The organism is Bradyrhizobium sp. CCBAU 51745 (assembly GCF_028128715.1).
Taxonomy (GTDB): Bacteria; Pseudomonadota; Alphaproteobacteria; order Rhizobiales; family Xanthobacteraceae; genus Bradyrhizobium; species Bradyrhizobium manausense.
Map to the genome: position 1 here is coordinate 210901 of NZ_LBJP01000093.1, position 18895 is coordinate 229795.

Annotated in this window: 14 protein-coding genes, 1 tRNA gene and 1 pseudogene; 11 read left to right on the top strand and 5 right to left on the bottom strand. The window is 61.6% G+C overall.

Features of this window, described 5'->3' with window-relative positions; all coding sequences use genetic code 11:
* Positions 1-310: 310 nt before the first annotated feature.
* Both XH98_RS37325 and XH98_RS37330 read right to left on the bottom strand, forming a co-directional pair.
* The gene (locus tag XH98_RS37325) at positions 311-1954 is read right to left on the bottom strand and encodes a recombinase family protein (RefSeq protein WP_271600934.1); all 1644 of its coding nucleotides are present in this window, start codon (positions 1952-1954) and stop codon (positions 311-313) included.
* Positions 1955-2468: 514 nt separating this feature from the next.
* A pseudogene (locus XH98_RS37330) lies at positions 2469-3470 on the bottom strand (type II toxin-antitoxin system HipA family toxin); the annotation flags it as partial.
* Between the two features lie 393 nt (positions 3471-3863).
* On the opposite strand from XH98_RS37330, the gene XH98_RS37335 reads away from it, so the two are divergent.
* Together XH98_RS37335 and XH98_RS37340 are read left to right on the top strand one after the other, a co-directional pair.
* Positions 3864-5102 carry a tyrosine-type recombinase/integrase gene (locus XH98_RS37335; protein ID WP_271600935.1) on the top strand — a complete coding sequence of 413 codons (1239 nt, stop codon included), beginning with the start codon at positions 3864-3866 and terminating at the stop codon, positions 5100-5102.
* Positions 5103-5298: 196 nt separating this feature from the next.
* On the top strand, positions 5299-6033 hold the full coding sequence (locus XH98_RS37340; protein WP_271621518.1) for a hypothetical protein: 735 nt from the start codon (positions 5299-5301) through the stop codon (positions 6031-6033).
* A gap of 47 nt (positions 6034-6080) precedes the next feature.
* On the opposite strand, the gene XH98_RS37345 is transcribed toward XH98_RS37340, so the two are convergent.
* On the bottom strand, positions 6081-6743 hold the full coding sequence (locus XH98_RS37345; RefSeq protein WP_271600937.1) for a hypothetical protein: 663 nt from the start codon (positions 6741-6743) through the stop codon (positions 6081-6083).
* A 233-nt stretch (positions 6744-6976) separates the two neighbouring features.
* Here XH98_RS37345 and XH98_RS37350 point away from each other — a divergent pair, with 233 nt between their 5' ends.
* The 9 genes from XH98_RS37350 (at position 6977) to XH98_RS37390 (ending at position 17294) form a co-directional block, all read left to right on the top strand.
* Positions 6977-7336, top strand: a complete 360-nt coding sequence (locus tag XH98_RS37350; protein WP_271600938.1) for a hypothetical protein — start codon at positions 6977-6979, stop codon at positions 7334-7336.
* 54 nt (positions 7337-7390) lie between these two features.
* Entirely contained in the window at positions 7391-8662 is a 1272-nt protein-coding gene (gene ihpA, locus XH98_RS37355; RefSeq protein ID WP_271600939.1) for a divalent metal ion exporter subunit IhpA, read from the top strand.
* Positions 8659-9657, top strand: a complete 999-nt coding sequence (ihpB, locus tag XH98_RS37360) for a divalent metal ion exporter adaptor subunit IhpB (protein ID WP_271621519.1) — start codon at positions 8659-8661, stop codon at positions 9655-9657. Before ihpA ends, ihpB begins: the two co-directional genes overlap by 4 nt.
* Complete coding sequence (locus XH98_RS37365; RefSeq protein ID WP_271600941.1) at positions 9650-12838, top strand: efflux RND transporter permease subunit; 3189 nt, start codon at positions 9650-9652, stop codon at positions 12836-12838. Before ihpB ends, XH98_RS37365 begins: the two co-directional genes overlap by 8 nt.
* A gap of 43 nt (positions 12839-12881) precedes the next feature.
* Positions 12882-13994 carry a cation transporter gene (locus tag XH98_RS37370; protein ID WP_271621520.1) on the top strand — a complete coding sequence of 371 codons (1113 nt, stop codon included), beginning with the start codon at positions 12882-12884 and terminating at the stop codon, positions 13992-13994.
* Between the two features lie 207 nt (positions 13995-14201).
* Entirely contained in the window at positions 14202-15443 is a 1242-nt protein-coding gene (locus XH98_RS37375; RefSeq protein WP_271600942.1) for a Fic family protein, read from the top strand.
* Positions 15444-16175: 732 nt separating this feature from the next.
* Entirely contained in the window at positions 16176-16655 is a 480-nt protein-coding gene (locus XH98_RS37380) for a hypothetical protein (protein ID WP_271621521.1), read from the top strand.
* Positions 16652-16957, top strand: coding sequence for a hypothetical protein (locus tag XH98_RS37385; RefSeq protein WP_271621522.1), 306 nt, complete (start codon positions 16652-16654; stop codon positions 16955-16957). Before XH98_RS37380 ends, XH98_RS37385 begins: the two co-directional genes overlap by 4 nt.
* A gap of 166 nt (positions 16958-17123) precedes the next feature.
* Positions 17124-17294, top strand: a complete 171-nt coding sequence (locus tag XH98_RS37390; protein WP_271621523.1) for a hypothetical protein — start codon at positions 17124-17126, stop codon at positions 17292-17294.
* Positions 17295-17521: 227 nt separating this feature from the next.
* Here XH98_RS37390 and XH98_RS37395 read toward each other — a convergent pair.
* Positions 17522-17597 (bottom strand) — tRNA-Ile (locus XH98_RS37395).
* A 285-nt stretch (positions 17598-17882) separates the two neighbouring features.
* The gene (locus tag XH98_RS37400; RefSeq protein ID WP_271621524.1) at positions 17883-18857 is read right to left on the bottom strand and encodes a Bug family tripartite tricarboxylate transporter substrate binding protein; all 975 of its coding nucleotides are present in this window, start codon (positions 18855-18857) and stop codon (positions 17883-17885) included.
* Positions 18858-18895 lie beyond the last annotated feature (38 nt).

The window sequence follows — 18895 nt, forward strand, 5'->3', positions numbered from 1 at the left end:
CGCCTGGAAGCTACATGTTTCCCTTCCTCCCAAACTGCGAGGGCACTCAGCCCTCGTTCTTTTTCGGGCGATTTCATTGGCCGCAGTCTTAGAGAAATGATCGAGTCTGCGCAGACAGTTGTGCGCGCGCAGTGCGGAGAGGAGTGCGATGTTTCTCCAAATTGCTTACTCGCTCGAATATGGCGGAGCTGAAGTTTCGGTACGGGCGCGATCGCACATCTGCGGATGAAGCGAACGTGCTGCTGGTGCCGTGGCGAAGCTGATCAGACTGTAGAGCATTACTTCGCGGAAGTCTTTTACTTGCGTTCGATCAGCGCCGCGCATGAGGGTTCTTGGCCGCGGGCTGCTTTGGTCTCGATAGATTACTGGAAGGCACTCGGGAGGAACGGTCCGACTCAACTACTTGCTTGACGATGCCTCGTGCTAAAGCATTAGCCGTTTCGAACCGAGCTATTCCACGGCGAATGCGAGCCCTTTCAGAAAACGTCATAGTTCGTTTTACCTTCTGGCCAGTCCGCAGCAGTACGTAATCAAGCACCGATTTGTTATGCTCAGCCATCCTGGCCGCGGCAATCCACCCGTGAGGCAAGCGTTCCTCACGCTTGATGGACCAGTACGGCGCGCGGTCTTGCCTTCCGCACCAGAGGGCGACTCGAATTGAGATGTTGACCGATCCATTTACGCGCAAGTAACCCGTTTCCTTCCGAGAGACGGTTCGGCCGCCGGCCTTTTGGATGACCGTGGCAATTTGCGAGCCGAGCTTGGCCTTTTGTTCGGCCCACAGCGGACGCGACTCAAGGAATTCATAGTTTCGCTTCGGAGTGTAGCCGATTAGCCGATACACGTTCGTCATACTGCCGAAGTGAGTCTGATAGGTGGAGGGGCAGGGAAGGCCTACCGCGCTAGCGATGATAGCAGAGCTCAGACGTCCTTCCTTGACCAGCGTTTTGCGTAGTCGGGCAAGCATCTCCTCTTCAGTGAGGTCGACACGCCGTTCCTCAATGATCTTCTTCACTTTGAGGAAGGTGTCGCGTTCGATGATCGGTTCGATGCATCCCTCGCTGGTAATCCAAAGCTCGGGAGGATTGCAGATAGCCTTCCGCCGTAGCTTGCGCGATCGACGGTTAAACGTCAGGTTCCCAATGTAGTTCTCGTTTCTAAGAACCGTGTTAACAGCTGCACGCGTCCACCGACCTCTTGTGCTCGTGAGTATCTCCTTCTGGTTTAGCTCCCGAGCGATAATCACTTCCGACTTTACTTGCAGAAACCGCTCGAAGATCCACCTCACCACGGCTACTTCCTCGGGGATGCCAGGCCGTAGTCGGACGTGATCAGTCGCGAGGTACTTCTGATCCCCTTTCTTCAGCACGCCCCGAGACTGATGGCTCTGATCGACAAGCTCTCGAAGAAGAGCATAGCCAGGGAGACCTCCGAGCTTGAAGCCAAGTCGAGCGAACCGGCATTGCGCGGCGTGGACCTTGGTCGAAAGCTCACGACTGTACTCCGCCGCCATTACGCGCTTGATATTCTTGATGATGCTGGAGAGCACGCTGCCATCATTATCAAATTGCTCCGCACAATACGCGACATTGATGCCTGCCTGTTTGCAGACGAATTCGTAGTGCGCGCTCTCGTCAACGTTCTGAAAGCGGCCCCAGCGGCTCACGTCATAAACCAGAATATGACCAAAATCGACTTCCCCTGTTTGAACGTCCTTGATGAGCTGGATAAGGCCGGCCCTGTTCTTGATGTGAAGACCGCTCTCTCCCTCATCGCGATAGGTCCGTACAATCGTCAGGCCATGGGCGTGCGCGTATGATGCAATCACTGCAGCCTGATTCTGAATCGAGTATTGCTGCCGTTGTGTCGACATGCGCACGTACTGTGCCGCTCTCAGATTGAGCTGTGATCGCGTCGGATAAGCCTTATAAATGTCGAGGGCGTTCTCCATCATTCTCGCTCCCCAAGGTTACGCTGCCGCGATCAGACATCTATCCGACCCTTTCAGCAAGAATCAATTCGATAGTGCCGCAACGACCCGGCGCGCAATCTTCAGCTACGTCGCCGGCCTGTAGGGCTCCGCCGCTCATGCCGCGGCCGTTAATGATGTCGAAATCGACTTTGCGCTCAATCGGTAGTCGGCTACGGCAAGCCCGAACGCGCCACGCTCGAGATAGGCAACCGATGTTTTTTTGCGACTACCCAAAGGATAATCGATCAAAGCGCGATGGGTCTGCCGGCGATCATGTTCCCCGACGCCCTCAAGAAGGCGTGGCGCCTTGTCCGTGACGGTGAAGTCCTAACCGCCAAGAAGCGCCGCGCACGGGTGAGGCTAACTTGCTGTGGGTGACCAGACCAAACAATGTCCTCCTCTTGGCGAGGCCTGCGCAGATGAAAAAAAACCAACGGGGCCAAAGGGGCGACAGGGCTCGCCGTTGGTGGATCAAAGCCGTGAATAGACGTTCTGGTCACAGCGCCACCGCTCGCCGAGGATCGTCATGCTCAAACGCGCTTGCCATGCGGTTGATCTCTGCCGAATGCGCACCGGCTGACTTGGCGACGTTGCGCCATGTGGCGGTGATCGTCGCGAGCCTGCGCCAGCGTCAACCCGAAATAGTCTGATGCCGCCTCTAGAAGATCGATCGAGCAAGTGCCTTCATCCAGATCAATGTTTGTGGTCAACACGCGCCTTCACATCGCTTGGCACTGGATTGAGGTCATAGGCCGGAGACAGCGCCCAGCCGGCCTTTCCGAAACACAGGAAGCCGTGGTTGCGCACGTGGTCGTCGACATTCGAGATTAGCACGAAGACGACGCGCCGATAGAGAGCATGGGCGTCTGTCTTTCCCTGCGCGCCATGCTGCGCGAGCGCGTCGACCATCTCGGGATAGCTGCCGCGCTCACCGTCCTTAGCGCCCATCGTCGTCATGGCTGAGAGGATGTGTATGCGGATCGCACCGTTGCGATCAAAGCGACGCGATAGCATAACTGCCTTGTCGGCCACTTCGATGAGTTCGTGTTGTGGGTGGTCACGCCGGCCCGCTCCGCCAGCCGGAGCGCGATTTCCTCCCACGTCTCCATGCTGTAGTCGTCGGTCTCCTTTGGAAACTTGGCGATGGAGAGGTTGCCATGCTGGTCGATGACCGACGCCTTCGGCGGCCCCCGCCCAGAGAGGAGCCGGGCGCGAAGATGAGCTGAAGGCCTTCGTCCGTTTCTTCGTCCCGAAGAATGCGCTCCGTGATCTGGAGCAGCCGGCCAAGTTCGATCAGGGCAGGTACACTGGCGCGGATCGGCGCCTGGAAGGTGTCTTCGCCAACCCAGCGGAATCTGACTGCGCCGAGCCGCGTCTCGTCGGCGACGCTGAGCAGATAATCGCTTTCTGCAAGCGTGCGGACGGCTCGACTTTCGCGTTCGGCGAGGCGGCGTTCGGCGCGCTGCATGAGACGACGGCCCCAAGTATAAGGCCTGCTCGGTTCAGTGGATGCTATCTATCCGTCGCAGTGTTTCAGCAAGAAGCCCTCGCTGATCACGAAACCACTACGCGGGTCTGCTCAGTAATGCGAGGATGCGTTCATTTGCGCGACAAACGAAGCGCAAACTGTATTACGGGAGTTGCCTTTGCGATGATGACTGGGAACCCATTCACAAGCACGCTGAAAAGCGTTGATGTCACATCGAACGCAACCTGAAATTACACCTAATACCCCACTTCGCCTTGCTGACGCCGTGAAGATCGCATTTCCTCTGGGCGGAATGACGGTCGCCGGCTTACGACGCGAGCGCGATCGTCACCGATTGGTAGTTGAGAGAATTGCCGGCAAGGAGTTCACGACGCTGGCGCACATTGAACGGATGCGAGAGCTATGCCGCGGAGAAGCAAGGGGGCTCGACTTCAGCTCAAAGCCGCGCGTCGAACCAAATACGGAAAGATTACCCATAAAGCAACCTGGATCATCAGAGACAACGGTCGGGATGTCGGCACAGGCTGCGCTCCAGATGAAATTGCAGCCGCGGAGGAAAAGTTAAGGGACTATATCACCTCAAAGCACATACCCAAGCGAAGAATTTGCCATATAGACGATATCCCGATCGCGGATGTCCTCTCGATCTACTTGGATGCCCAACTAGACAAACTTCGCAGTCGCTTCGGCGTCGACGCGGAAAACGAAGACTCCATCCCGGACATCCGAAAGTTCAAGAAGCGGATCGAGCGGCTAAACGATTGGTGGGGCGGAAAAATGCTTGGCGAGGTCAATGGTGAGGCATGCCGGTCCTACACCAAGAATCGTAGCAGAAAGGGTGGGGCTCGTCGAGACCTCGAAGATCTCCGTGCTGCCATCGGGCACCACGCAGCCGAGGGGTACCATAGAGAGATCGTGAAGGTCTCCTTGCCCGAGAAGGGTCAGCCGAGAGATAAGTGGCTGACGCGCAACGATGCGGCCAAATTAATCTGGACTTGCTGGCGCTATCGCGAAATGCAGAAGGGCTCACGTCGGCCGTTAGACGAGACAAAGGTGCCAACGAGCAAACATCCACTCCGGCATCTGGCTCGTTTCATCTTACTGGGAATCTACAGCGGCACTCGCGCCGGCGCCATCGCAGCCGCATCTCCTATACCAGCCCTTGGTCGTTCATATGTGGATCTGGAGCGCGGCCGCTACTACCGTCTGAAGCAGGGAGCCTCGCAGACCAACAAGCGGCAGCCAACGGTTCCCATCCCATTGCGATTGCTTGCTCACCTGCGGCGTTGGCATCGGATCGATCCCGAGGCGAAGCATTTCGTTGAATACAAAGGCAAGCCGGTTCAATCGGTCAAGACGGCATTCAAAAGTGCCGTGCGACTCGCGGGGCTTGGACCATGTATTTCCCCTCACACATTGCGGCATACCGCAGCGACTTGGCTGATGCAGAGAGGGGCAGACCCTTGGCAGGCGGCAGGCTATCTCGGCATGTCGCTTGAGGTTCTGCTCAATACGTATGGCCATCACCATCCCGACTATTTGTCCGACGCCGTCGAGAAAATCGCCAAACGCGATCCAGCCAGCGAACGAAAAGCGCACGTATGTTGGTCCACTTTAAGAACGACTCGCACAAGCCTTTGATTTCGCTCGATCGCGCATTTTGGGTCCGACTCGATTTGGGCTTTAAGAACGACTCGATCCGCCCATTTCGACGATAAGAACGACTCGATTTCGTAGTTCGTTGTTTTTCCAGATTTTTCGGCCCCAAGGATTCCGCCTTGCCGGACCAGCCCGTAAGGTCCCTCCCAGCAGAGGGAGGCCGGTCATGGACACCAGAGTGCTGCCGCGGATGCAGGAATTTCAGAGGCTGAATTTCGCGATCCTCACCGAGAGCCACGGGGACCCGCGGTGGGTCGAGATCACGACGCCTGAACAGGCCGAGTTCGCCCATCGGGCCTCGAAGACGCCGGTCCATGTTCAGTTCGCCGCCGAGCGCGCCGACAACGCGGGCCGGCCCGCCCCTCATCGCTGGTTCATGTACGCGGTCGTCGATCCGATCGAAGGCGCGATCCAGGGCAACATCATCGTGGTCGCCCCGGGCCCCGGCGCTCGCTTGCGGCAGGCGGTTTGCCAGGTCGCGCCGACCTACACGGTCGGGTTCGCCGGCGCCAACCCGTATCCGGACAGCCGCGACGAGATCGATGAGCTGGCGAGAGCCGTCGGGATCCGGATCGAGCCAAACTTCGCCGGCGCTCGGATCGAAAGCAAGGCGCCGCGCCTGCACGAACTGCTGAACCTCTACGGCGCGAGCAAGTTCAAGGAAGGCTGGCTTCCGGAGTCGTTCGGCGGGCTCGGCGAGGTGGCGGCGTTGGCGCGGACCAGCGGCCTCCTGGACGAGGACGCCGACTTTCTCGTCGCCGAGATGACGTCGTACGGCGATACGGCATTCGGAGCCGAATGGAAGCCCCGCGAGGCCGACGAGGTCCTGGGAAAGGAGCGCGCGGGCGAGCTGCGTGGTCTCCTCGACTGGCTCGAGGCCACTCTGGACGCCAAGATGTATCCGAACTCTTGACGGCGAAGAAACGGTGCGCCTGTCGCCGCGTGAAGCCTAACCCCAACTCAGTCAGACGTATGACTGATTTTGTTCTTGTCATGGCCGTTCTTCCTGCGAGCTTCGACCACCGACTTCAGCACGATCCCATGACGGGATAGATTGACCTGCAGACTGTGAGGCCCGCACTTGAAGCCGCGCGTCGCCAAGGCGGCCGTGAGCTCCCGAAGAGTGACGTCCGGATTTGCCTTGATCCGACCGCGGACGAAATCGAGGTGATCGTCGAAGGGATAGCGGCGAGTCCCGCGCCCCTTCTTTGCGGTCGTCTGTCCCGTCGATTTCCAGGTCTCGATCCACCATTTGACTTGCGAGAACGTGACGCCGAGCTCCTCGGCGACCAGGCGGGGAGGCCGGCCGTCGCGGAAGACAGCGCGGATGAGCTTCACTCGCGGATCGTCGGTCTCTTCCGGAAGCTCGGCCAGCCGTTTCCTGCGCGTTTCCAACAAGGTCTCGAGGACGGGCTCGACGGCGCCGCGGTGGTAGGCGAAATCCTTGTTGTCCTCGAGGGCGACGACAGGCTCGATGCCGAGCCCGGCGAGGAGCTTTCTGACGCCGCGCAGCGGCTCCATGGTCTTTTCGGCGACTTCGGCCGTGAAGATCAGCTTGCGCGCTGCAGCTTCGACCTCGGCACGCCGATAAGGCCTGGATCCCTCCCGGCCGGCCTTCAGCACGTCGGGGCGCTTGGCGACCAGGCGGTAGAACAGGGGATCGCTCAGCGCCGTCTTAAGTTTTCCTGACGGTTCCGAGATGCGCTTTCTTGGCGGAAGCTTGACGGCCTCCAGCTCGCGCCGCCGCCTCCCGCGCGATTGCGTCCAGGTTGCTCGCCGACGTTACACTATTGCGGGTCGACACGTCGCTGCACTGCGTGGTACTCGGTTGTCTGCCAATGAACCGGAATCGCCGAGTGACCCAGTCAGCCCTCAAATTTGGCCATGCGTTGCCGCGCTCGCTGCGCGGTGCGATGACCATTTTCGTGCTGGCGATGTACCTGATCGCTGGCGTGCTGCACGGCGTGTGCGACTTGGACGTCACGAATTCGTCGTCCAAATCCGTCATCTCGCTTGCCGAAAAAGGTGCTGGTCATTCCGACAAGGGCTCCTTGGCGGACCATCATTGTCACGGCTGTTTCTCCGTCTCCGTTCCGGCCCCCGTAGTTGCGGCGGTAGCCCTGATGCCCAGCGTCAAGGTGGTGCCCATGCTGCAGATCACTCGGCGCGGTTTGCCGCCCGGGATCGACCCGCCGCCCCCGAAGTCCCTGACCTGAAAATGACCGCTGGGCGTATCGCGCCCTGATTCCGTCTTTCGTCAGGTTTTCACCATGTTTTCCAAGTGCGTCACGCGTTTCGCGTGCGCGATGGCGTTGCTGGTCAGCCCATGGCTGACGGCGGTGTCGCATTCGCAGAGCCTCAACATGGGGGCGGCGTTGCAGCGCGCGCTTGCGACCAGCCCGCGTCTGACCGCCGCTGAGCGCGACATCGGGATCGCGACCGGCCAGCGCATTCAGGCGGGAGCGCTCCTCAATCCGGAACTGTCCTACGAACAGGATAATTCCTTCGGTTCGGGCATCTATCGCGGCACGAAGTCGGCCGAGACGACGCTGCAGATCAGCCAGCTCTTCGAGCTGTTCGGCAAGCGCGAGGCGCGGATCGCGGCCGGCCAGGCGGGTGTCGACGGCGCGGCCATCGAGCGCAAGGCAGTACGCCTGCAGATCCTGTCGGAAACGGCCATCGCCTTCCTCAACGTGCTGGGCCTGCAGCGGCGGATTCAGATTCTGGACGAGCAGGTCGCCGCCCTCGAGCGTCTGACCCCGCTGCTCCAGCGTCGGGTCGACGCCGGCGCGTCGTCGCCCGCCGAGACCGGCCGCGCGGAAGTCGCTGCGGCGCTGGTGAAGGCCGATCGCGAGCGTACCAAGGCCAATCTCTCGAGCGCGCGTCGCGAACTGGCGGTCCTGATGGGCGATACCTCGCCGAAGTTCGCCAGCGTCTCCGGACGGCTGGACGCGACCACGCGCGCGCCCTCGTTCCAGTCGGTGATCGCCGCCATCGATGCGAACCCGCAACTGGTGAGATGGAACGCGATCTACGCGCAGCGCAACGCCGAGCTTCTGCTTGCGCGTCTGAAGCCATATCCGGACGTCCGTCTCGCTGCGGGCTGGCGTCATTTCAACGAGACCAACGACGACGCGGTCCGGTTGACGCTCTCGGTGCCGATCCCTGTGTTCGACCAGAACAAGGGCAACATCCTCTCCGCTCAGGAAAGCCTCGCCAAGACGCGGGCGGAGCGAGAGGCGAACCGCAACACGCTGATCGTCGTGGCGGGGCGGGCCTACGACAACGTTCAGGGCTCGCTGCGGGAACTTGCGATCCTTCGCGACTCCGGCATCCCCAAGGCCCAAGCCGCCGCTAACGAGATCGAACAGGGCTACGGTGCCGGGCGCTTCACCTTGCTCGAAGTTCTCGACGCACAGGCCAACGTCACCCAGGCGCGTCTGCGCGAGCAGGAGGCGCTGCAGAACTACCATGTCGCAGTTGCCACGATCGAAGGACTCGTCGGCAACCCCTTCGCTCTGGCGCGGGAGAGCGCACGATGAGAAATTCGAGCGCGATCGTCCTCGCACTGGTCGCTGCCGCCGCAGGTGCCTTCGGGTATCGCTGGCTGACGCCCAAGGACGCACCCGCAGCGACCCAGCAGACAGCGAAGCAGGAAGGCAACGCGGCCAAGGAGGAGAAGGCGGGCAACGAGCACGTTGAGAAGGACGAGCACGGGGCCGACCGCATCGTGATCAGCGACGTCAAGCTTGCGGCCGCGGGTGCCACCTTCGCCGAAGCCGGGCCGGCTACCCTGACCGAGACACTGTCGTTCAACGGTGTGCTGCGCGCCAATCAGGAGACCGTGGTTCAGGTCACCCCGCGCTTCCCGGGCATCGCGCGTGCGATCAAGAGGCGGATCGGGGACGTCGTCGGCAAGGACGAGCTGCTGGCGTCCATCGAGAGCAACCAAAGCCTCACCGTGTACGACCTCAAGTCACCGATCGGCGGCACGATCATCGATCGGCAGATCTCGCTGGGCGAATACGTCTCCGAGCAAAAGCCGGCCTTCGTCGTCGCGGATCTCTCGACGATCTGGGTCGACCTGTCGATCTACCGTCAGGATCTCAGGCGCGTCCGGATCGGAGACGAGGTGCTGATCGATCCGGACGACGGAAGGGGCGAGATCAAGGGCAAGATCTCCTACCTCGCGCCCGTCGGCATCAGCGAGACGCAGACCGCGCTCGCGCGCGTGGTGCTACCGAACGCCGACGGACGTCTCAGACCAGGCCTCTTCGTGACCGCGCGCCTGGTACTCGCCGCCCGGGCCGTGGCGGTCGCCGTGCGGGCCGGTGCGATCCAGACGCTGGAAAACAAGACCGTCGTATTCGTGCGCGAGGAAGGCGACAAGATCGAAGCCCGTCCCGTGGAACTCGGCGAATCCGACCCCAAGTCCATCGAGATCAGGGCCGGATTGTCCGCCGGCGAGCGCTACGTCGCCGAGAACAGTTTTGTCGTGAAGGCAGAGATGGGCAAGGGAGACGCCGATCATGATTGATGCGGTCCTCGCCTTTTCGATCCGTCAGCGCTGGCTGGTTGTCCTCTTTGTGCTCTGTGCGGCCATCTTCGGCGCATGGAATTTCACGCGTCTGCCGATCGATGCGGTCCCTGACATCACCAATGTCCAGGTGCAGATCAATACCAACGCGCCCGGTCTGTCGCCGCTCGAAGCCGAACAACGCATCACCTTTCCGATCGAAACCGCGATGGGCGGATTGCCCAGGCTCGACTACACGCGATCGCTCTCGCGATACGGACTGAGCCAGGTCACAGTGGTGTTCGAGGACGGCACCGACATCTATTTCGCACGTCAGCTCGTCAACGAGCGCATCCAGCAAGTCAAGGACCAGTTGCCGCCTGGAACTGAGGTCGCGATGGGCCCGATCTCGACGGGTCTCGGCGAAATCTACTCCTATACGGTGAGTGCCGAGGCAGGAAAGGCGCCCGGGGGCAGGGACTACACGCCGACAGAACTCAGGACGATCCAGGATTGGATCATCAAGCCGCAGCTCCGAACCGTGCCGGGCGTCGTCGAAGTCAATTCTATCGGCGGCTACGTACGGCAATTCCACGTGCTCCCGAATCCAGGCCGGCTGATGGCCTACAACTTCGGCTTCCGTGACGTCCTGACGGCTCTTGCAACGAACAACGCCAATGTCGGCGCCGGCTACATCGAGAAGAACGGCGAGCAATACCTCGTCCGTGCGCCCGGTCAGGTCGCGACGTCAGATGAGATCCGCGACATCGTGGTCGGCTCGCGTGGCGGCGTACCGGTTCGCATTCGGGACGTGGCGGATGTCGACGAGGGTAAGGAATTGCGGACGGGCGCAGCATCCGTCGATGGCAAGGAGACGGTGCTGGGCACAGCGATGCTGTTGATCGGCGAGAACAGCCGAACAGTGGCCCAAAGAATCGCGGTGAGGCTTCGTCAGATTGCCAGGTCGCTGCCTGAGGGCGTTATTGCTCGGGCGGTTTACGATCGCACGCATCTGGTGGAAGCCACGATCGAGACCGTTGAGAAGAATTTGTTGGAAGGTGCGGCACTCGTCATTGCCGTCCTCTTCCTGATCCTCGGCAACATCCGCGCGGCGATTATCACCGCCTGCGTCATCCCGCTTTCGATGCTGCTGACGATCACGGGCATGGTCGAGAGCAAGGTCAGCGCCAACCTCATGAGCCTTGGCGCAATCGACTTCGGCATCATCGTCGACGGCGCCGTGATCATCGTCGAAAACTGCCTCCGGCTGCTCGGGCGGGAGCAGCACCAGCGCGGACGCCTGCTCTCGCTCGAAGAGCGGATGGAGACGATCCGCGCCGGCGCGAGCGAGGTTATCAAGCCGAGCCTGTTCGGCACGCTCATCATCGCTGTCGTCTATTTGCCCGTGCTGACCTTGACGGGCACCGAAGGCAAGATGTTCACGCCGATGGCCCTCACAGTGCTCATGGCGCTGACTGGTGCGGCCTTGTTCTCCATCACTTTCGTGCCCGCTGCAATCGCCATCGTCGTCAGTGGCAAGGTCTCGGAAAAGGAGAACATCTTCATGCGCGGTGCGAAGCGCATCTACGTTCCGCTTTTGCATCAGGCGATCCGCTATCGAGGCAGCGTCGCCGTCGGCGCCGTGTTGATCATCGCCGGGAGCCTACTCTCGGCAACCCGCATGGGGGGAGAGTTCATTCCGAGCCTTGATGAAGGCGACGTGATCATCGAGACGATCCGGATACCCGGAACGAGCCTGACCCAAAGCGTCGAGATGCAGCTTCGGCTCGAAAATGCGCTGAAGCAGGTACCGGAGGTCGCCACCGTATTCTCCAAGCTCGGCACGGCCGAAATCGCCAACGATCCCATGCCGCCCAACGCCGTCGATACCTACGTTATCCTAAAGCCGAAGGGTCAGTGGCCGGATGCCGGCAAGCCCAAGGCTGATGTCGTCGAGGAGCTCGAGCGTGTCGCCAACACGCTGCCTGGCAGTTCCTATGGCATGACCCAGCCGATCCAGATGCGCTTCAACGAACTGATTGCGGGCGTGCGCAGCGATGTCGGCGTCAAGATCTTTGGCGATGATCTCGATATTCTGCTCGGGGTCGCGCAGCAAGTGCAATCAGTGATCCGCGGGATGGAGGGCGCTGCGGATGTCAAGACGGAGCAGGTTGGCGGCCTGCCAATCTTGACGGTAAAGCTCGACCGGCAAGCGCTGTCGCGCTACGGGCTCAGCGTCGCAGAGGTCCAGAACATCGTCGAGATCGCCGTCGGCGGAAAGGCCGCCGGCAAGCTCTACGAAGGCGACCGCCGCTTCGATATTGTCGTCCGCCTGCCGGAGCATCTGCGTGCCAACCTCGATGCCATCAAGGCCATCCCGATATCGCTGCCGCCTGTGCCGGAGAGTCCGTCGCTTACAAGGACCGCATCGACTGGCTCGGCGAACGCATCGCCGCGCTATATTCCGCTGTCTTCCGTCGCCGCCGTCGAGGTCGCACCCGGTCCCAATCAGATCAGCCGGGAAAACGGAAAGCGCCGGGTCGTCGTGACGGCGAACGTCCGCGGCCGCGACCTGCGATCCTTCGTCACCGATGCCCAGGAGGCTGTCGCGCAAAAGGTCAAGATTCCGGCTGGGTATTGGATCGGCTGGGGCGGACAGTTCGAGCAGCTCGTTTCCGCGACCAAGCGGTTGACGATCGTCGTGCCGATTGCGCTGGCCCTGGTGCTCCTGCTGCTTTTCATGAGCATGGGCTCCATTGCCGACGCGCTTCTGGTGTTCAGCGGCGTGCCGCTGGCGCTGACGGGCGGCGTGCTGGCGCTCCTCCTGCGGGGCATCCCCTTGTCGATCAGCGCGGGCGTCGGCTTCATCGCGTTGTCCGGCGTCGCGGTGCTCAACGGCCTCGTCATCATCGCGTTCATCGAGCGGCTCAGGCACGAAGGGAAGCCTGTGATCGAGGCCGTCCATGAGGGTGCGGTGACGCGGCTCCGCCCCGTGCTGATGACGGCGCTGGTGGCTTCGCTCGGCTTCGTGCCGATGGCGATCGCGACAGGCGCCGGCGCGGAGGTGCAGCGGCCGCTGGCGACCGTCGTCATCGGCGGCATCATCTCCTCGACGGTCCTGACGCTTCTGGTGCTGCCGGCCCTCTACGTACTCTTCCGGAAGGACTCCGGGCCGGCGCCGGCGGCCGAGGAGCCGGCGTGAAAGGAACTGCGGCAGACCACGCCGCTTGGCTAAGGACGGCATGATGACGGGTTCAAACGCAACGACTACGCGCCTGCGGGTTCAGGGAATGGACTGCGCGAGCTGCGCGCTCAAGATCGAGAACGCACTCAACCGGGTGCCCGGGGTGCGGTCCGTCGACGTGTCGGTCGCCCGCGGCACCGTCACCGTCAGCCATGACCAGACCGACGCGGCGGAGATGGCGAGCAGGATCTCGGCTCTTGGCTATACAGTCGCCGAAGGCGAAAAGACCCATGCCCCCATCGATCACCAAAAAGGTTCGGCGCCGGGACCCCAGGATCGCACCGACAGCAATCGCGGCGGCAGGGCGGCGGACCGACGATGGTGGCAGACCGGCAAGGCCAGGCTGACCGTCGCATCCGGCGCGGCTCTGGCGGTCGCTTTCGCCGTCGGCAAGAGCATTCCCGCCATCGAGCGTTGGGCGTTCTTGCTGGCAATGATGGTGGGGCTTGTCCCGATCGCCAGACGCGCTTTTTCTGCCGCCGTGGCAGGCACCCCGTTCTCGATCGAGACTCTGATGACGATTGCGGCGGTCGGCGCGGTTTTCATCGGCGCGACCGAAGAAGCGGCTACTGTGGTCCTGCTGTTCCTGATCGGCGAGCTGCTTGAGGGCGTCGCGGCGATGGCCGAGGCGACCTGCTGCGTCCGGGTGCTCGCGCCGGCGAGCGGAAAGGTGCTGGCGATCGTCCAGGACAGCGAGGCGACGGTCCTGCCCGGGACGGCAGAGGTCGTAGCCGACCTGCTCTCGACCGATGCCGTTCAGATCAAGGTCGGAGCCCCCGTCCGGATCGACGGGTGGGGCGGACAGTCCATCAAGGGGAAGGTGGGTCCGGGTGGACCCCGCAGGCTTCCTGAAGGTCTCCGCCCTCGGAATCGAGGAGCAGCGGGTCCGGGTGACAATGGACTTCGCGGACCCGCCCGAGCCATGAGGCTGCTCGGCCACGTTTCCCGGGTCGTCGTCCACGTGACCACCTGGAGCGCTCCGGACGCCCTACCTTGTGTTCAGGAAAGGCGACCAGTGGGCTGTTTTCGCCGACGAGAACGGCCGCGCCAAACCGGTCACCCTCGGCCACCGAAACAACCGAGTGGCCGAGCCGCTCTCCGGGTTGGCCGGTAGCCGCCTGGTGCTGCACCCCAGCGACCGGGGTCACTATGGGGCAGAATTGCCGGGCGCTGAGAGGGACGGCAGGCCAATGGTTAATGGAACTTAAGTTGCGTTGGCCTGTAAAAGCCTAAATAAGCTGCCTTGAGATCGCGGTGTGTTATGGCTTTTTGCACAAACCAAAAATATAAATAGGAAAACGGCCTCTTATTTCGGGTTCCCATGAAGCGCAGCGATCTCAGCCACACCATCCGCGAGAGCCTGAAGCGGCTTCCGCCGCCCTACGACTCTCACTACGGGATCGTGCCGCCGGCACCCCCCGAGGACGGGGTGTTCGTCGGAGGGGCGATGAAAGCCCTGGAAGCCGCTCAAGCGGCCTTCGGCAAGGTCGACGCCATCGCCGCCCAGATGAAGGACCCCTACATCGTCAGCCGGGTCCTTACCAGACGTGAGGCAGTCAGTTCCTCATCGATCGAAGGCACCCAGAGCACTCTCGACGAACTGCTTTCGGTCGAAGAGACGGGCGACGCCGGCGCACGGGACGAAGCGCGCCAAGTTCGCAACTACGCCGTTGCTTTGGACGGATTCATTCCGAGAGCCGCCAAGGATGGCTACGGCGTCTTCACGATGGATCTGATCAAGGACCTCCATCGCGCCGTGATGAAGGACGACCCCGACTATCAAGACGTTCCTGGCGACCTCCGCTCGCGCGTCGTGTGGATCGGCGGAAACAAAGACATCGCATATTCCAGCCTGAATCCTCCCCCACCGGCCGACGTCGCCGACTGCCTCGCCCAAACCGTCGACTACCTGCGGAACGAGGGCATGCAGCAGATGACGCAAGGGTTCATCACGCGCATGGCCATCGCGCATACCCACTTCGAGGCGGTGCACCCCTTCCGCGACGGCAACGGTCGTGTCGGCCGCCTTCTGCTTCCGCTCATGATGGCGGCGGAGAGGCACGTGCCTCTGTACCTTTCGCCTTACATCGAAAGCAAAAAGGGGGCGTATTACGCTTCGCTCAAGGACGCTCAGCAGCGGCTTGACTGGGAGCCGATCATCACCTTCATGGCCGACGCCGTCACCGGCACCGTCGAAGAACTCATCCGGACCCGCACGGCACTGTCGGAATTGTCAGAGCGCTGGAGAGAGCGCCGAAAATTCCGAAAGGGATCCGCGGCCATCCGCGCCCTGGACGAACTTCACAACTATCCGGTCGTGACGGCGAAGCGCCTTGGCCAACTGCTCGATGTCTCGCCCGCGCAAGTAAATCAGGCCATCGCGCAGTTGCAGGAGGCTGGCATTCTGCAGGAGAGGACTGGATACGCGCGAAACCGAATTTACGCCGCTCCCGAAGCTCTGGCCATCATCAACCGTCCGTTCGGCGAAGAGCCCATCTTTGCCGAATTGGATGCCGACGACACCGACCTGGACGAGGTCTTGCCTGGCCCGAAGGGTCCTTGATCTCTCGCTAGAGACTACACCGAGGCGGCTGCGAACCAGCGTCCCCGGTATCCTGCAGCTTATCGCCCCGGATCGCGGGGCGGTGCCGCCGACGCCAGAGCCGACGGCGCAGTCTCAGCTTATCTGACACGCGTCGCGCCCGCCGGACGAGCAGGTCCATTTCCAGGTCGACAGCGATCGACGCCAACCGGTACGCTCCGCCGATCATGCGCGCGACTTCCTCGTCAGTGATCGGACGATCAACTTGATCGGGCACCCGTGCGGTACCGACGAACGTGCCGGTCTCGGCGTCGATGCAAGTGACGGCGGTCGTGCTCGACGGATCTTCGCTTCTGGACACGATTACATCGCAGTCCCGATAAGGTAGTTTCCGCCTGCAGGCGTTCGATCGGGACACGTCGCACTTCCTCTCTCGGTGCGCCGGAAGGCGCATCGCTGCGGCCAAGTTTCTCAGATGTGCGGGAGAAGCTCCCTTATTCTTCGATGATTGGTCGGTGCGGGTGAACGAGCGCCGCCGCCGATCATTACGATTTGAAAGGTTGCGAGCACGACGACGACGGCTTCTCTTCATCGCAAAGAATGCGTTGCTTCGAAGCGGCGGCTTCGACGAATTTCCAAGGATTCGTTCAGCAAGAAGCGAAGAGCGGCCCGTCGGGGCCGCCGGCGGCGTTCCGCCTCAAACTTCTAGTAGGCAAGCCGCGCGCAGAACCGGCAACAACGAGGAGGATTCGGATGCCGGTACTGGCGGACGAAAGGCTTGCGACGTTGGTGAGGCAGGTGGTGCCGCCTAGAACCCAGCAATGGGTGGTGCAGATCGTCGACAACCATGAAGAGGTCTGCGTGATGTTCAGCCGAAACGTTCTCCGGGTCCATCGAAACTGGTGGACCGATGTCCACGACGCCGGGCTGCATTCCGTTCTGGCCTACCATCCGCTGAGTCTGAAGAAGGTGCCATCGCAGATTCTCCGCGGTTTGTCCTCGCGTACTGTCGTCGACGTCTGGCAGGCGTGCGCGTTAAAAAAAGGCTACAAGGGACGCCTTTCGGAGAAACGCGGCTTCCTGGCGCGGACCGCAGAGGGAGAGCTCGCGTTCGCAGCAACGCGGCGGCGGCGGAATTGGATGCGCTCCGTGAAGCCAGACGCGCAATCTCCGAAAGAGCCCGTCAGGCTCGGTCTCGAGCTCAACGCGACGAGGATTATCAAGGCTTGTTGAGCAGACGTTTGACGCTCCGAAAATACGACGGCTCTTTCCGCGTTCCGCTGTCGGACTACGAACGCTGGCTGCCGAAGCAGACTGCCGAAGCCTTGCGGCTCTACGGCGAGGAAGGTGTACCGCTGCTGGTGATCGAAGGAGAGGCGTTCGATCTTGTCCCCTCGTTGAACGACCGGGACTTGGCGGACTTGATCTACCAGTTGGATGGCGACGTCCAACGCGCGCAGACCGAGACGGACGACCGGGCATTGGACCAAATGTTGGAGAGCCTGGCCGAACTCGACGCCGGTCGGGGCTATTAGGCCGCAAGCGACAGCAAGCTGACGATCATCATCACCGGCACGGTCGGCATGCTGGCGCCACGATCATGGTGGCCGGAACTCGGCGATCATCGCCGCGATCATCAGCGGCGGCGCCGATCATCGGCGGCATCATCATGATCAGCATGGTGCCGGTACTCTGATGGACATGTCGATCATCATCGGCCCCAGCATGATGACCGGCAGCATCATCAGCAGCACTAGCAGCACTAGCAGCACTAGAACAGCAGGATGGATTGACGCGCTGGCGGTTCTCAACATCCAGCAGCTGCTGGTGATCATGGATAGCTTGCGATCAGCACGAAACCTATTATCTTAGCCACGGCGAATCTTCGCGGCGTTAATGTTTGAGCTTGGTCTCCGCCGCCGATTTCCCCTGATCGGGCATCCATTTACGAAATCGAGTCGTTCTTAAAGCCCGGAATCGAGTCGCTCTTATAGCCCGAGCGAGTCGTTCTTAAAGTGGACCAACAACGTATCTGGTGCGGTTTCTGGTGCGGCGATTCAGATAAGGCGAAACAAGGCCTAATAAGTTGCTGATTTCATTGGTGGGCCCGGCAGGACTCGAACCTGCAACCAGACCGTTATGAGCGGCCGGCTCTAACCATTGAGCTACAGGCCCCGCCGCGGGACGGCCCGCGGGAACGCGCGGCTGGCAACGGTGCGCGGTTCGTTTACAGGGATGGAGGCGGGGGTGCAATGCCGAGGCGCGCGAGGTGAGACGTCGGCGCGGCATCGCGAGCGATTTCCAAATTACCGAATTTTGCGATCGTGCCCTTATACGCCTGTTTTGCCCGACGGAACAAGCGTTTTTCCCGTGGTCCTGATTTTTGCTGTGGTAACCCGTTGTAATCGGGACACTTTCTACTGTGCATGGGGTTGTTTTGGTGTTTTTGACGTGACCCGCTCAGTCCACCGAGACCCCGGCGAACTCCACCAACTTCCTCCACTTCTCGGTCTCGTCAGCGACCAGCTTGCCGAACTCGGCCGGCGTCATCGGCCTGGGGATGCCGCCATTCTCGGTCAGCCGCGCCACCACCTTCGGGTCCTTCAGCGCCTCGTTGACCGCCTTGTTGAGGAGCTCGACGATCTCTGCCGGCGTGCCCTTCGGCGCGGAGATGCCGTAGAAGCCGACCGATTCGAAGCCAGGCACGGTCTCGGCGATAGCGGGCACGTCGGGCAGCGCGGGCCAGCGCTGCGGCGAGGTGACGCCGAGCGCGCGGACATTGCCGCCGCGCGACTGCTCCAGCGCGGACGGCAGGTTGTCGAAGATCAGCTGCACCTTGTTGGAGATGATGTCGGGGAAGGCGATCGCAGATCCCCGATAGGGCACATGCACCATGTCGCACTTGGTCATCGCCTTGAACAGCTCCGCCGACATGTGCACCGAGGTGCCGTTGCCTGACGAGGCGAACGAGATCTTGCCGGGATTGGCCTTGCAATAGTCGATGAACTCCTGGACCGTCTTCACCGGCATCGCGTTGGAGACGACCAGCATGTTGGTGAGCTGCATGATGCTGGCAACCGGCGTGGTATCGCGCAGGAAGTCGAACGGCAGCTTCTTGTAGAGCGAGGTCGAGATCGCATTGTTGGGCGCGACGAACAGCAGCGTGTAGCCGTCGGGCGGCGAATTGATCGCGGCCGCAGCCGCGATGTTGCCGCCCGAGCCGGTTCGGTTCTCGACGATGAACTGCTGGCCGAGATGGTCCGACAACCACTGCGCCATGATGCGTGCGACGATGTCGACCGGGCCGCCGGCGGCAAAGCCGATCAGCCAGTGCACGGGGCGGTCCGGGTAGGCGGCGGAGGCGGGAGGGGCGGCGTCGAGGAGACCTGACAGCAAGACCAGCCCGAAAACAGCGCACCGCAAGATTCGCAACATGTCGCCTCCCATTGCCTTATTGTTTGGCGGCATGCTTT